This window comes from Streptomyces sp. ISL-98, from assembly GCF_018614055.1.
GTDB classification, from domain to species: Bacteria; Actinomycetota; Actinomycetes; order Streptomycetales; family Streptomycetaceae; genus Streptomyces; species Streptomyces spiramyceticus.
In genome coordinates this window covers 350,545-364,857 of sequence record NZ_JAGGPB010000004.1, presented here as the reverse complement: position 1 = coordinate 364,857, position 14,313 = coordinate 350,545, and the positions used below count along the sequence as shown (strand labels likewise).

The 14,313-nt window shown below is 70.5% G+C and carries 10 protein-coding genes; 6 read left to right on the top strand and 4 right to left on the bottom strand.

Going from position 1 to position 14,313, the window contains the following annotated elements; all coding sequences use genetic code 11:
- Positions 1-12 precede the first annotated feature (12 nt).
- Together J7I98_RS04980 and alc are read left to right on the top strand one after the other, a co-directional pair.
- Positions 13-921 carry a LysR family transcriptional regulator gene (locus J7I98_RS04980; protein ID WP_214918783.1) on the top strand — a complete coding sequence of 303 codons (909 nt, stop codon included), beginning with the start codon at positions 13-15 and terminating at the stop codon, positions 919-921.
- A 95-nt stretch (positions 922-1,016) separates the two neighbouring features.
- Entirely contained in the window at positions 1,017-2,162 is a 1,146-nt protein-coding gene (alc, locus tag J7I98_RS04975; protein WP_214918769.1) for an allantoicase, read from the top strand.
- Positions 2,163-2,314: 152 nt separating this feature from the next.
- Here alc and pepN read toward each other — a convergent pair whose 3' ends face one another.
- Entirely contained in the window at positions 2,315-4,888 is a 2,574-nt protein-coding gene (pepN, locus tag J7I98_RS04970) for an aminopeptidase N (protein WP_214918766.1), read from the bottom strand.
- A gap of 130 nt (positions 4,889-5,018) precedes the next feature.
- Here pepN and J7I98_RS04965 point away from each other — a divergent pair, with 130 nt between their 5' ends.
- Together J7I98_RS04965 and J7I98_RS04960 are read left to right on the top strand one after the other, a co-directional pair.
- Complete coding sequence (locus J7I98_RS04965) at positions 5,019-5,249, top strand: ribbon-helix-helix domain-containing protein (protein ID WP_214918752.1); 231 nt, start codon at positions 5,019-5,021, stop codon at positions 5,247-5,249.
- Complete coding sequence (locus J7I98_RS04960; RefSeq protein WP_214918749.1) at positions 5,236-5,583, top strand: type II toxin-antitoxin system PemK/MazF family toxin; 348 nt, start codon at positions 5,236-5,238, stop codon at positions 5,581-5,583. Before J7I98_RS04965 ends, J7I98_RS04960 begins: the two co-directional genes overlap by 14 nt.
- Positions 5,584-5,660: 77 nt before the next feature.
- Here the strand turns inward: J7I98_RS04960 and J7I98_RS04955 are convergent, their stop codons facing one another.
- Positions 5,661-6,698 carry an aspartate-semialdehyde dehydrogenase gene (locus tag J7I98_RS04955; protein ID WP_214918746.1) on the bottom strand — a complete coding sequence of 346 codons (1,038 nt, stop codon included), beginning with the start codon at positions 6,696-6,698 and terminating at the stop codon, positions 5,661-5,663.
- Positions 6,699-7,019: 321 nt separating this feature from the next.
- Positions 7,020-10,313 carry a S8 family serine peptidase gene (locus J7I98_RS04950; RefSeq protein WP_214918732.1) on the bottom strand — a complete coding sequence of 1,098 codons (3,294 nt, stop codon included), beginning with the start codon at positions 10,311-10,313 and terminating at the stop codon, positions 7,020-7,022.
- 221 nt (positions 10,314-10,534) lie between these two features.
- Between J7I98_RS04950 and J7I98_RS04945 the strand changes: the two genes are divergently transcribed.
- On the top strand, positions 10,535-10,996 hold the full coding sequence (locus tag J7I98_RS04945; protein ID WP_214918729.1) for an NUDIX hydrolase: 462 nt from the start codon (positions 10,535-10,537) through the stop codon (positions 10,994-10,996).
- 421 nt (positions 10,997-11,417) lie between these two features.
- Positions 11,418-13,148 carry a TIGR03767 family metallophosphoesterase gene (locus tag J7I98_RS04940; RefSeq protein WP_214918717.1) on the top strand — a complete coding sequence of 577 codons (1,731 nt, stop codon included), beginning with the start codon at positions 11,418-11,420 and terminating at the stop codon, positions 13,146-13,148.
- Here J7I98_RS04940 and J7I98_RS04935 read toward each other — a convergent pair.
- Complete coding sequence (locus J7I98_RS04935; protein ID WP_214918714.1) at positions 13,145-14,221, bottom strand: hypothetical protein; 1,077 nt, start codon at positions 14,219-14,221, stop codon at positions 13,145-13,147. The genes J7I98_RS04940 and J7I98_RS04935 overlap by 4 nt on opposite strands.
- Between the last annotated feature and the right edge of the window lie 92 nt (positions 14,222-14,313).

The following is a 14,313-nucleotide window of genomic DNA, read 5'->3' as shown; positions in this document are numbered from 1 at the left end:
ATGTTGCGCCCCATGATCGAGTGGGACATCAAGAAGCTGCGGATCCTGCGCACCCTGCGCGACCGGGGAACCGTGACCGCGACGGCCGAGGCGTTGATGATGACGCCGTCGGCCGTTTCGCAGCAGCTGTCCAACCTCGCCAAGCAGCTCGGCGTACCTCTGCTGGAGGCGCACGGGCGGCGGGTGCGCCTGACCGACGCGGCCCACCTGGTCCTGCGGCACGCGGAGGCGGTCTTCGCTCAACTGGAGCGGGCGGACGCCGAGTTGACGGGGTACGTGCAGGGGGAGGCGGGGGAGGTGCGCGTCGGGGCGTTCTCGACGGCCGTGCCCGCGCTGGTGGTCCCGGCGGTGCAGCGGCTCCGTACGACACATCCGGCGCTGGAGGTGCGGGTCAGGGAGGCGGAGGCCGCCGAGGCGTACGAGCTGCTGGCGGGCGGGGACGTCGACCTCGCCCTGTCGCTGGCGGCGCACGCCCCGACCGCCCGCGACCCGAAGCTCGCCCGCTTCCCGCTGCTGGCCGACCCGCTGGACGTGGCACTCCCGGCCGGGCACCCGCTCGCGGCCGCGCCGGGTCTGCGGCTTGCGGACCTCTCCGGCGAGGCGTGGATCTTCGGCGGGAGCGGCCCGTGGTCCGAGATCACCCGGCACGCCTGCGAGGCGGCGGGCTTCGTGCCCGAACAGGCCCACAGCGCCGCCGGCTGGACGGCGATCCTGGCCATGGTGGAGGCGGGGATGGGCGTTGCCCTGGTGCCGAGGATGGCGGCGGGGGAGCGTCGTACGGGCGTGGTGATGCGCGTACTCAGCGCGGACCAGCCGCAACGCCACGTGGTGGCGGCCGTACGCCGCGGGGCGGAGGCGGGGCCCGCGGTGGCGCGGGTACTGGCGGCGCTGCGGGAGGTGGCGGCGGCGCGGGTGGGGTGAGGGACCGGACTTGGACCTGATCGTTCGGGTTTGCTTCAAAGGCTGTCCAGAAACTTTCGATGGACCTGACCGGTCAGGCCTGTGAAAGTCAGGGCATGACGACGACCGACGCGCACCCCGAAGACCCGCACGCCAACGACGCCGCTCCCTACACGGGGGGCGACCCGTACGCCGACTACCGGGGCGGGGACTTTCCCTTCACCGAGCTCGTCGATCTGGCCGACCGGCGTCTGGGTGCGGGCGTCATCGCCGCCAATGACGAGTTCTTCGCCGAGCGCGAGAACCTCCTGGTCCGCGAGCGCGCGGTCTTCGACCCGGAGCACTTCGGTCACAAGGGCAAGATCATGGACGGCTGGGAGACCCGCCGCCGCCGTGGCGTCGACGGAACGCAGCCGTTCCCCGCGCCCGACGACCACGACTGGGCCATCGTGCGGCTCGGCGCGGCTGGTGTCATTCGCGGGATCATCGTCGACACCGCTCACTTCCGTGGCAACTACCCGCAGCGGGTGAGCGTGCAGGCCGCGTCCGTGGAGGGCTCGCCCAGTCCCGAGCAGCTGCTCGGCGACGACGTGAAGTGGGAGGAGATCGTCCCGCTGACGCCTGTGCGCGGTCACGCCGCCAACGGGTTCGAGATCGCCTGCGAGCGGCGCTTCACCCATGTGCGGCTGTGCCAGCACCCCGACGGCGGGGTCGCCCGGCTGCGTGTCCACGGCGAGGTCGTGCCCGACCCCGAGTGGCTCGGTCTCCTCGGCACGATCGACCTCATCTCGATCCTCAACGGCGGTACGTACGAGGACGCTTCGGACAAGTTCTACTCGTCACCGGCGCAGATCATCCTGCCCGGGACCTCCTGCAAGATGGACGACGGCTGGGAGAACCGCCGTCGCCGTGTCCGCGACACCAATGACTGGGTGCGCTTCCGGCTCGTCGCGCAGGGCGCGATCCGTGCCGTCGAGATCGACACGGCGTACCTCAAGGGCAACTCGGCCGGCTGGATCGCGCTGAGCGGGCGCAACGGTGACACGGGCGAGTGGTTCGAGATCATCCCGCGTACGAAGCTCCAGCCCGACACGCTGCACCGGTTCAAGCTTCCGGCGCAGGCCGTCGCCACCCATGTCCGGCTCGATGCCTTCCCCGACGGCGGTGTGGCGCGGATGCGGCTGCACGGTGAGCTCACGGAGCAGGGCGCGGCGGAACTGCGTGCACGGTACGAGGACTTGGGCGGCGGCGCCGCCCTGTAGACCCCCGCTCGGCGGGCGGAGCGGCACAGCGCCTGCCCGCCGGGCGGTTTCAACGTAAGACCAGGGGGGACCGGGGGAGAAACGCCGGACGGGCTGGATTTTCCAGCCCGTCCGGCGTTTCGGCGTGGGGAACAAGCCCCACAGGGCGATGCCTAAGCTGCCGCCGCGTCCGCCGCCTGTGCCTTCAGTGCTCGCTCGATGCCCGACCGGGACTCCGAGATCAGGCGGCGCAGCGCCGCGTTCGGGCCCGCCGAGGCCAGCCATGCGTCCGTCGCGTCCAGCGTCTCCTGCGAGACCTGGATGGCCGGGTACAGGCCGACCGCGATCTGCTGCGCCATCTCGTAGCTGCGCGACTCCCAGATGCCCTCGACCGCCGCGAAGAACTTCTCCGCGTACGGTGCGAGCAGCTCACGCTGGTCGGTCTGGACGAAGCCGCCGATGACCGCCTCCTGCGTGGAGTTCGGGAGCTTGTCGGACTCCACGACCGACGCCCACGCCTCCGCCTTCGCCTCCGCGGTCGGCCGCGCCGCCCGCGCGGCCGTGGCGTGCAGTTCGCCCTGGGACGTCCTGTCGCGCTCCAGCTCCGCCGAGATCGCCTTCTCGTCCGCACGTCCCGTCGCCGCGAGCCGCTGCACGAACGCCCAGCGCATGTCGGCGTCCATCGCCAGACCCTCGATGGTCTCCGTGCCGTCCAGCAGGCCCTGGGCCAGGTTCAGCTGTTCGTCGGTGCGGGCCGTCGCCGCGAACGCCCGCGCCCACGCCAGCTGCTGGTCACTGCCCGGCTCGGCGGCCCGCAGGTGCTCCAGCGTCGCCTCCGTCCACCGCGCCAGCCCCGTCTCGCGCCACTCCGGAGCCGCGTACAGCTCCAGTGCCAGCTTCGCCTGGCGGTGCAGCGACTGGACGACGCCGATGTCCGACTCCTTGCTGATGCCCGACAGGACCAGCGCAAGGTAGTCGCGGGTGGCGAGCTCGCCGTCCCGGGTCATGTCCCACGCGGCCGACCAGCACAGCGCCCGCGGCAGCGACTCGGTGAAGTCACCGATGTGCGCGGTGACGGTGGACAGCGACTCGGCGTCCAGGCGCACCTTCGCGTACGACAGGTCGTCGTCGTTGAGGAGGATCACCGCCGGGCGGCGGGTGTTCGCCGGGAACGGGACCTCGGTCAGCTCGGCCGCCTCGATGTCCAGCTCGATGCGGCTCGTACGGACCAGCTTGCCGGCGTCGTCCAGGTCGTAACAGCCGATCGCGATCCGGTGCGGACGCAGCGTGGAGGTGCCCTTGGCGCCCGTGGGCAGCGGCGGCGCTTCCTGGCGTACGGCGAAGGACGTGACATGGCCGTCCGCGTCCGTCTCGATCTCCGGGCGCAGGACGTTGATGCCGGCCGTCTCCAGCCACGCCTTCGACCACGTCTTCAGGTCGCGGCCCGACGTCTTCTCCAGCGCGCCCAGCAGGTCGGACAGGCGCGTGTTGCCGAAGGCGTGCGCCTTGAAGTACGCCTGCACGCCCCGGAAGAACTCGTCCTGCCCGACGTACGCCACGAGCTGCTTCAGTACGGAAGCGCCCTTGGCGTACGTAATGCCGTCGAAGTTGACCAGCACGTCGTCCAGGTCACGGATCTCGGCCATGATCGGGTGCGTGGACGGGAGCTGGTCCTGGCGGTACGCCCAGGTCTTCTCCGCGTTCGCGAACGTCGTCCACGAGTGCGGCCACTTCGAGCCCGGCGCGTACGCCTGGCAGGCGACCGACGTGTAGGTGGCGAACGACTCGTTCAGCCACAGGTCGTTCCACCACTCCATGGTGACGAGGTCGCCGAACCACATGTGGGCCAGCTCGTGCAGGATCGTCTCGGCCCGCCGCTCGTACGCCGCGTCGGTCGTCCGCGAGCGGAAGATGTACTGGTCGCGGATGGTGACCGCGCCCGCGTTCTCCATCGCGCCCGCGTTGAACTCCGGCACGAAGAGCTGGTCGTACTTCGCGAAGGGGTACGCGTAGTCGAACTTCTCCTGGAACCAGTCGAAGCCCTGCCGCGTCACGTCGAAGATCTCGTCCGCGTCGAGGAACTCGGCGAGGGAGGGGCGGCAGTAGATGCCGAGCGGGACGCTCTGCCCGTCCTTCTCGTACGAGCTGTGCACCGCGTGGTACGGGCCGACGACCAGCGCGGTGATGTACGTCGAAATGCGCGGCGTCGGCTCGAAGCGCCAGACGTTGTCCTTCGCCTCGGGCGTCGGCGAGTTCGAAATGACGGTCCAGCCCTCGGGCGCCTTCACCGTGAACTGGAACGTCGCCTTCAGGTCCGGCTGCTCGAACGAGGCGAAGACCCGCCGCGCGTCCGGCACCTCGAACTGGGTGTACAGGTACGCCTGCTGGTCCACCGGGTCGACGAACCGGTGCAGGCCCTCGCCCGTGTTGGTGTACGCGCAGTCGGCGACGACCTGCAGCTCGTTCGGGCCCTCGTGAAGGTGCTTCAGCGCGATCCGGGAGTCCCGGAAGACCGCGGCGACGTCCAGCGACTTGCCGTTCAGGACGACCTGGTGCACGGCGGGCGCCACCAGGTCGATGAAGGTCTCCGCCCCCGCCTGGGCGGAGTTGAACCGCACAGTGGTCGCGGACCGGTAGGTGCCGCCCTCCTGCGCGCCGCTCAGGTCGAGATCGATCTCGTACGCGTCAATGGTGAGCAGGCTCGCCCGCTGCTGCGCCTCTTCGCGGGTCAGATTCGTGCCAGGCACCCGGTCATCTCCTCGGTATGTGACGTTTTTCGTCATCCTTCCACGCCGTTCATGTAATGGCTGCTGAGTATGCTCGCAGCTGACTGGGAGCGGGTGGCAAGGCATGTCCTACCCGGGTAGTATTGAGGGTATGAAGATCAGTGTGAGCCTGCCGCAGGAGGACGTGACCTTCGTCGACGCGTACGCGGCCAAGACGGAGGCGCAGTCCCGGTCCGCGGTGATACATGCGGCGATCGAGCTGCTGCGCAACTCTCAACTGGAGTCGGACTACGCGGCCGCTTTCGACGAGTGGGACGCGAGCGAGGACGCGGCGTTCTGGGACCGGACCGTCGGGGACGGGCTGACCGATGCGCAGAGGTGAGATCTACTTGATCGACTACGAGCCGGTGCGCGGCAGCGAGGCCAACAAGGCTCGTCCCTCGGTGATCGTGTCGAATGACGCCGCCAACCAGAGTGTGCAGCGTATGGGCAGAGGCGTGGTCACCGTCGTTCCGATGGCCTCGAACACCGCCCGGGTCTTCCCGTTCCAAGTCTTGCTGCAGGCCGCGGAATGCAACCTTGCGAAGGACTCCAAGGCCCAGTGCGAGCAAGTCCGCGCGGTTGCCGTGGAGCGGGTGCGACACCGCATCGGCGTGGTGCCTGCCCAGCGCATGGCTGAGGTCGACGCAGCGCTGCGTCGGCACCTGGCGCTCTGAGGCGCCTCGCGAGCATGACGGCGGGGCGGGACTCCGTACCGCAGAGTCCCGCCCCGCCGTCACAGGCGCCGGAAAGGTCAGGCCCGGTCGGCCTTGAGCTCGGCCGCGACCAGCTCCGCGATCTGCACGGCGTTGAGCGCCGCACCCTTGCGGAGGTTGTCGCCGGACAGGAACAGCGAGAGGCCGTTCTCGGCGGTCTCGTCGAGGCGGATGCGGCCGACGTACGACACGTCCTTGCCCGCGGCCTGGAGCGGCGTCGGGATCTCGGACAGGGCCACGCCCGGGGCGCCGCCGAGCAGCTCGTACGCGCGCTCCACGCTCAGCGGACGCTCGAAACGGACGTTGACCTGGAGCGAGTGGCCGGAGAAGACCGGGACGCGCACGCAGGTGCCGGAGACCTTGAGCTCCGGGATCTCAAGGATCTTGCGGGACTCGTTGCGGAGCTTCTGCTCCTCGTCGGTCTCGTGCGAGCCGTCGTCGACGATGCTGCCGGCCAGCGGCAGCACATTGAAGGCGATGGGGCGCTTGTAGACACCGGGCTCGGGGAAGTCCACGGCGTCGCCGCCGTGGGTGAGCTCGGCGGCGTGGTCGACGACCTTCTTGACCTGGCCGTCGAGCTCGGCCACACCGGCGAGACCCGAGCCGGACACGGCCTGGTAGGTGGTGGCGACCATCGCGGTCAGACCGGCCTCGGCGTGCAGCGGCTTGAGGACCGGCATCGCGGCCATCGTGGTGCAGTTCGGGTTGGCGATGATGCCCTTGGGGCGGTCCGCGACGGCGTGCGGGTTGACCTCGGAGACGACCAGCGGCACCTCGGGGTCGCGGCGCCAGGCCGAGGAGTTGTCGATCACGACGGCGCCCTGGGAGGCGACCTTCTCGGCCAGTGCCTTGGAGGTCGCACCGCCGGCCGAGAAGAGCACGATGTCCAGGCCGGTGTAGTCGGCCGTCGACGCGTCCTCGACAGTGATGTTCCTGCCCTGCCACTCGATCGTGGAGCCCGCGGACCGGGCGGAGGCGAAGAGACGCAGCTCGTCGGCCGGGAATTCCCGCTCGGCCAGGATCTTGCGCATGACTGTGCCGACCTGACCGGTGGCTCCGACGATTCCGACCTTCACGGGGACTCCTTCGTACGTAACGGCTGGCCAGGGGTGGCGCACTCCATCATGCGCGTGCCCCCGGCCGCCTTGTCCAATCCATTGTCCGGCCCTCGGACGACGGACGGTGTGCAGCTGCCCAGCCCCAGCGGACGACGGACCGTGGGCGGCCTGGGGCGCCGCGGGTCTCGTGGGTGAGCATCGTCTCGGTTTGGGGGCCGGTGTTGCGTACGACTCAGTACCGCTGCCCGGCGACGTGCGGCCCGACGTGTCCGCAAGCAGAAGGGCGGATGCTCGTGCGAGCACCCGCCCCTCTTCCCTGCAGACCTGGAGGTCAAGCCGTTACGGCGTGACCTTCTCGATCTGGACGCTGCCGACGCCCGCGGCGGTGCCGCGCGCGTTCACCAGCTGCACCTGGCCGAAGAAGGCCCGGCCCTCGGGGGCCGCACCGGCCACCACGACCTCCGCCTTGACCTGCGCGGAAGCGCCGTTGGCCAGCTTCACGACCTGCGAGTCGTCGACCTTGACCGAGCCGAGCGACGGCGCGAAGTACACGTCGCGGTAGTTGTACTCGGTCCCGGCGTCGCCGACCGCGTAACCGTCGACCTCGATGGTGTACGTACCGGCTGCGGGCTTGCTGAGGCTGACGGCCTCCTCCGAGTCGCCGTCCGCGGCCTGGCCGACCTGCACCCCGTCCTTGAGGACGGTGAGGTCGAGGTCGGCGCTCTGGTCGGAGACCCCGCCGATGGCGACGTCGAGGCGCTCGACGCCCTCACCGACGGTGACCGTGGTGGTGTGCTTCTCGCCCTTCTTGATCGAAGGACGCGCGTCCTTCGACGAGCCCAGCGAGCCGCCCGTCAGCTTGCCGTCGATCGCGGCGAAGCCGTTGGTGACCTTCCAGTCCACCGCGGCCGGGGTACCGACCTTGGCCTCCGGGATGGTCTTCACAGCCGGGTCGAAGGCGGCGCCGAGCACCGTGACGTCCAGCTTGTACGGGTTGTCGAGCAGCGGCGACGTACGACGCGACTCGACCTCGACCTCCCACACACCGGCCTGCGGGTTCGCGTACGAACGCTGGTCCGGGCGGCAGGTGTTGGCCGGGTTGGTGTAGTTCGCGTAGCAGTTGATCGTCGACGTCGGGTCGGACGGCACACCGTACGGGTGAATGCTGATGAACCGGGTCTGGCTGTCCTTCGCGAGACCGCCGAGCGCGACCTCCAGGGACTTCGCGCCCTCGGGGACGGTGATGAAGTACGACGTCGGGTTGTTGCGCTGCACCGAGCCGGAGTCCGAGAAGGTGTACGACGGCTTCACCAGATCCTTGGCGGCGACCACGGTCGCGAGGATCTGCTTGTCGACACCCTCGGTGCGCTCGTCGTCCGCTTCCAGGACGGCGCTGTGCAGACCGGTCGAACCGGGCCTCGCCTGCACCTTGACGGTGACCGGCTTGTTCAGCGGCAGGTCGACCTCGTCGTCGCCGAGCAGCCGGAACGTGCCGTCGTTGTACTTCCAGTCCAGCTCGTGCTCGATCGCACGGTCCGGGCCGCTCGTACGCGTGATGGTCACGTCGTACGTCTTCTTCTGACCGGCCTTGAGGCCGCCTTCGCGGTCGTACAGCCCGGTGCCGAAGCCCGGGGTCTTGAGCGCGTAGTCGATCGCGGTGTCGACCGGAGCCTTGACCGTGTAGTCGTGTGCCGTGGCGCCGTCTTCGATGGCGTCCCAGGCGTCCACGATGTCGATCAGGCCGGAGCCCTGCTCGTGCGCCTGCTCGCCGCTGATCCGGTTGGCGGTGCTGGTCAGCGCGGTGCGCAGCTTCACCGGGGTGAGCTCGATCTTCTCCTGCTTGGCCGCGGAGAGCAGCAGCGCGCTCGCGCCCGCCGCCTGCGGCGAGGACATCGACGTGCCCTGCAGCATCGAGTAGCCGGCCGGGAGCCGGTAGCCCGCCTCGGCGACCGGGCCGCCGGGCGCCCAGGTCTGGGTGGTGTTGATGGACGCGCCGGGCGCGGTGATGGTCGGCGTGAAGCCACCGTCCTCGCGCGGGCCGCGCGAGGAGAACGGCATCATGGCGTACCGCTTCTCCACGGCCGAGCCGTAGTTGGCGGCCCAGGTCTCCTTGGAGATGGCCGCGCCGACCGAGATGACCTTGTCGGCGAGGGCCGGGTCACCGATGGTGTTGGTGCCGGGGCCGCTGTTGCCGGCCGAGACGACCAGCTGCACGCCGTACGTGTCGATGAGGCGCGTGTAGAGCTCGGCACGCGCGTTGTTGCCGTCGTTCAGCGCGGGCAGGCCGCCGATCGACATGTTGACGATGTCGACACCGCGCTTGGTGACGAGGTCGATCATGCCCTCGGTGAGCGCGACGTTGGTGCAGCCGCCGCTCCAGGTGCAGGCGCGCGAGGAGACCAGCTTGGCGCCGGGGGCGGCGCCGTTCATCCGGCCGCCGAAGAGGCTGTTGGCGGCGGTGATGCCGGCGACGTGCGTGCCGTGCGAGCCCTCGATGATGCCGATGTTGACGTAGTCGGCCTTCGCGCCGGCCGCGTTGTAGACGACGTCCTTGCGGATCTCGGCGACGAACGGGATCTGCTCGACGACCTCGGTCGCCGGGTCGTCCTTGCCGAAGTACCGGACCTGGTGCTTGTCCTTGTACGGCTTCATCGCCTCTTCGTCGCCGAAGTCGGCGTCGTTGTCGAGGTCGACGCGGACCGTGCCGGACGCGGCGTCGTACAGCACGCCCCAGACGTCGGTGGTGTCACCGTCGCGGTTCAGGTCGCCCGCCATGTCGCCACCCTTGGTGGCGTCCTCGCGGAAGAGGTTGAACTTGTAGCTGCCTTCGGGAGCCGACCACGTACGGTCCGCGATCGTGAAGGTCGGGCCGCTCACGGCGGCCGTCATCCGGCGCCAGGTCCCGTCGCCGTCGGCGACCGGGTCGGTGGCCGTCACCCAGTCGACGATCTTGCGCTCGCCGGTGGTGGTCTTCTGGAGCGCCGGGTGGCCGAGGTCGACACCCGAGTCGAGGATGCCGATGGTGATCCCGCGGCCGTCGGCCTTCGGGTTCTCCTTCACGAACTCCACGGCACCGGTCTCGTGGGACGGGTTGTACGGGTTCTTCGCGGGCGTCTGCTTCCCGGGGCCCGAGTACGTGCCCTCGGCGCCGGCGGCCGCACCCTTGGCGCGGTCCGCCGCCGGGGTCGGGTCGTCCAGCTCGATGACCTGCTTGAGGTCGATGCCGTGTACGTCGGTGAGCTTCGAGGCGGCCTTGATGGCCGCGTCCGCCTTGCCGGTGGGCAGGGTGGCGCGTACGTAGCCGAGCTTGTCGTCCGTACGGCCGACCACGCCGCCCTGTACGGCGTCGAGCTGCTGCGCGACGCGCTCGGTCGCGCCGGGCGCGGTCGCGACCATCAGCGTGACGTTCTTCGTGCCGTCGGCCTGCGCCTCGGCGAGCACCTCCGCGTCGGCGGAACCGAGCTTCGCGGCGGCGGACTTGGCGACCGGCGGCGTGACCCACGGGTCGTCGGCGGCGGCCGCGACGGCGGATACCGGTGCGGCCGCGCACAGCGCGGCGACCAGGCCGGCGGCGAGCGCGATGCGGGCCGCGGGTCTCGCCCCGGGTATCGAGGTGGGGGATTCGAGGGTCATGGGCATCCCTGCTGTCTGAAAGTTTGAAAGAAAGGGTCCGGGCCGGGTCAGGACCTGGAGTCCGGAATACGGTGCCGGATGACCGCTCAGCCTTGCCTAAGTGGAGGTTGTTTGGGGAGTGTTGTCGTCTATGCAATGGGTCAGTGGCGCACATCCGCCACTGCGCGGTATGCGCCACAGGACCTGAACCGCCATATACCGGGCGGGCGTAACCTCAGCCAATGAACCAAGAGCTCAGGGTGGCGGCCTACGCCGTGTGCGTCCGGGACGAGCAGGTCCTGCTGGCCCGCTGGGTGGCACCCGACGGTGCGAAACGCTGGACGCTGCCGGGCGGAGGCATGGACCACGGCGAGGACCCGTACGACACGGTGGTGCGGGAGGCCGAGGAGGAGACCGGGTACACGGTCGAACCGGTGCGGCTCCTCGGCGTCGACTCCGTCAGGCGCCGATATCCGCGCCGGCTGGGCAAGTTCGCCGACTTCCAGGGCCTGCGGATCGTGTACGAGGGCCGGGTCACGGGCGGCGAACTCCGCCACGAGACGAACGGCTCCACGGACCTCGCGGCGTGGCACCCGCTGACGGGCGTGGCGGCGCTGGACCGCGTGGAGCTGGTCGACGCGGGCATCGAACTGTGGCGCACGAGGCCGGCGGTGGGGCGGGTCGGGGTGCGGGGCGGGGGCTGAGGGGGGCGGTGCGGTGCGCCGGTGCGGGGTGCCTGCGGCGCTTTCCCCTACCCGCCCCTTTCCCGAAGCTGGGGCTCCGCCCCAGACCCCGGTCCTCAAACTCCCCCAAGGACTACGTCCAGGGGGACCCCCAGGCTCAAAGATCAGCCCGTCCGGGGGTCTGGGGGCCTGCCCCCAGTGGCACCGCACCCACCCCCCTTCCCCGAAAGGTGAACGCGGAGTGAGCGCAGCCGTGCCGCCCGGGGAGGGGCGGATGGCGTTTCGCGCGCACCCCGCACAGCGGGTGATCCCTGTCCGGTGATCGGCGCTGCGCGTTGCGAAGCCGTTAACGCACAGGCCATCCCCGATGCCAACCATCCAGGTGGGCGGCGGATTTCACCTCCGCCCGGCCGATGCGTTCGCACCCCGGGGAGACCGCACCATGTCACGCCTACGCTCCGCAGCCGAAGCCGCCCTCGACCGCCGTTCGTTCCTCGCCGCCACCGGGGCGGTCGGCGTCTCGGCCGGCCTGGGCCTCACCTTCCGCCAGGAGCACGGCGCAGCCGCCCCCGCCGAGCCCCCCGCCGTGGCCGCCGCGCCGGCAGCCGCACCCACCGCCTCGCCCACCCCCGCCCGCCTCCCCGCCCCCGTCACCCCTACCTGGACCGGCACTTCGCTGCGTACGGTCGCTACCCCCCGCACCTCCGGGTCCGGCTACCGCCGCCTCGGCCCCGGCCCCGGCTGGCAGCGCGTCGTACGCTCCGAACTCGCCGCCGCCCGCTCCGGCCGCGCCGACCGCCGCACCGCGCTCGCCTCCTTCGTACAGCTGACGGACCTCCACCTCACCGACGTACAGCACCCTGTCCGTACGGAGTACCTGCGCGCACAGGCCGCCGGGGCGTGGCGCCCGCAGGAGGCCCTCACGGTGCACGGCGCCGTGGCCCTCGTCGAGCGCGTCAACGCCCTGCGCGGCGGCCCGGTCACCGGGGCCCGCCTCGGCTTCGCCATGACGACCGGTGACAACACCGACAACAACTCCAAGGCCGAACTCGACTGGTTCCTGCGCACGATGAGCGGCGGCCGCATCACCCCCAACACCGGCGACGCGACGCGCTACGAAGGCGTCCAGGACTCCGGCCTGCCCCTGTACTGGCACCCGGACGACGCCCTGCGCGACGCCGACAAGAAGCGCGGCTTCCCCCGCGTCGAGGGCTACCTGGCCGCCGCGATCCGCCCCGTGAACAGCCCCGGTCTGCGCATCCCCTGGTATTCGACCGTCGGCAACCACGACGACCTGCCCAGCGGCTGTTTCGCGAACGCCGACGCCACCGGATTCCTCGCCGACTTCGCGGTGGGCAGCCGCAAACTGCTCTCCCTCCCGACGGCAGACGCCGCCGCCCTGGAATCCGTACTGAAGAAGGGCAACGACCCCCGGGGCAGCTACTTCAAGGACCTCCTGCGCCGCGAGACCCGCCGCATGCGCCCGATCACGCCCGACCCGTCCCGCGCACCCTTCACCCCGCGCGAGTACGTACAGGCACACCTCAACCCGGCGTACGCGGGCGCGCCCGGCGCACCCGGCCACGGCTACACCCAGGAGAACGCCGACTCCAAAACCCTCTACTACTCCTTCCGCATCGCCGACGGCGTACTGGGCATCAGCCTCGACACGACCGACCAGGGCGGCCACTTCGCAGGCTCGATCGGCACCACCCAACTGGCGTGGCTGAAGCGCACCTTGCTCGCCCACGAGGACGACCACGTCATCGTCTTCAGCCACCACAACAGCTGGACCTTCGACGACGGCGGCGGCGACAAGCTGGTCGCGCTCTTCAAGCAGAACCGCAACGTGATCGCCTGGATCAACGGGCACAGCCACCGCAACGAGATCCTCCCGCACGGCACGTTCTGGGAGATCTCCACGGCCTCGCACATCGAGTTCCCCCAGCTCGCCCGCATCATCGAGCTGGTCGACAACCACGACGGCACGCTGTCTCTCTTCACGACGCTCATCGAGTCGGCCGCCCCGCACCGTACGGACTTCACCGACCTGTCCCAGACCGGCCTGGCGGCGCTGTACCGCGAACTGTCGTTCAACGCGCCGGGCGCCCGGCAGACCCTGGCAGGCCCGGCGAACGCCCGGAACACCGAGTTGGTCCTCAAGAAGCGCTAACGAGGCAGAACCACCACATAAGCGGACGGCTCGCGGTCCGCCGACGCCATCAGCGCCGTACGCACGACGGTCGCCTGCTGCTCCAGCGACTCCCGCAGCTTCTTCGGCGTGATGTGTACGACGGTGATGCCGAGCCGCTCCAGGTGCTCGCGCTTACGGGCGTACTCGGACCATTCCCCAAGCTCTCGGCTTCGCTCGAGCAGGGGAGACCCCATTGCGTCCTCGTCCTGGCGGGGCGCCCGCGTGTCAAGCTCCACGGCCACGGCCTGCTCGGGCCAGTAGATGTCCACGCCGCCGAGGTGCGGTCCGCCGGGCAGCCGCAGATCGACGTTCCACAGCGGGTCGGGCAGTCCGTGCTCGCGCACCATGGCATAGAGCCGGTCCTCGGCGATGGCCCGCCCCTCGGCGAGCAGCGAGTCCACGGCGTCGACGACGTGCGGCCGCGACAGCAGCCGGGCGAGGGTCAACTCCCGTACCACCGCAGCAGGTTCGCAATGCGAACCGCGCACGGCCTCGGTGAGCAGCCGCCGTACGGCATCCGCGTCGCTGAGCTGCGCGACGGCGTCCGCGAGGGCGCGGGCGACCGGGGCGACGGGTACGCCGCCGACCTGGTGGGTCGCGGGCATGGCGTGCGCCCGCACGAGCCGTGCGCACCCGGTGGACCGGAGGCGGCGCGTGCGGGGCACGAGTACGTCGATGCGGTCGAGGGAGAGGAGCGGGGGAGCGGAGGAGAACCGGTACAGGGCGAGGGCGGCCAGCCCGGTGACCATGACGTCGCCGTACGACGTCACCTCGCCCTCGGTCCTGGCCTGCGCCGGCACAAGGGGGGCGACGGCCGGCCGCCCCGCGTACAGCAGGGCGGCGTGCAGCCGCTCTTCGCTGGTGGGCGGCCCCGGGTGGAGCACGAACACACCGGGGAGGATCTGCTGCCAGGGCCCGCCGGGGCGGCACTGCGCGGCGGTCTTGGCGGCGGTGACGCCATGCGCACGCAGCTGCGCTGCGGACAGCACGCGCCGCTGGGCGTCGGTGAGGTGGCTGAGGGGGCGGGGGGAGACGGGGGTGTCGTGGTTCATGTCCCGGGCGTTCCCGCCCGGCCCCCGCTCTCTAACCGCTGTTACACGCTCGTCGACAATTCAGGACAACCCCGCACTAAAGTACGGGCGTT

Excerpts from the sequence above, each read along its gene's own strand:
- J7I98_RS04935 (WP_214918714.1), bottom strand. The coding sequence starts at position 14,221 with ATGAACCACGACACCCCCGTCTCCCCCCGCCCCCTCAGCCACCTCACC.
- J7I98_RS04965 (WP_214918752.1), top strand. The coding sequence starts at position 5,019 with ATGAAGATCAGTGTGAGCCTGCCGCAGGAGGACGTGACCTTCGTCGAC.
- J7I98_RS04980 (WP_214918783.1), top strand. The coding sequence starts at position 13 with ATGATCGAGTGGGACATCAAGAAGCTGCGGATCCTGCGCACCCTGCGC.
- J7I98_RS04950 (WP_214918732.1), bottom strand. The coding sequence starts at position 10,313 with ATGACCCTCGAATCCCCCACCTCGATACCCGGGGCGAGACCCGCGGCC.
- J7I98_RS04945 (WP_214918729.1), top strand. The coding sequence starts at position 10,535 with ATGAACCAAGAGCTCAGGGTGGCGGCCTACGCCGTGTGCGTCCGGGAC.
- J7I98_RS04940 (WP_214918717.1), top strand. The coding sequence starts at position 11,418 with ATGTCACGCCTACGCTCCGCAGCCGAAGCCGCCCTCGACCGCCGTTCG.
- alc (WP_214918769.1), top strand. The coding sequence starts at position 1,017 with ATGACGACGACCGACGCGCACCCCGAAGACCCGCACGCCAACGACGCC.
- J7I98_RS04960 (WP_214918749.1), top strand. The coding sequence starts at position 5,236 with ATGCGCAGAGGTGAGATCTACTTGATCGACTACGAGCCGGTGCGCGGC.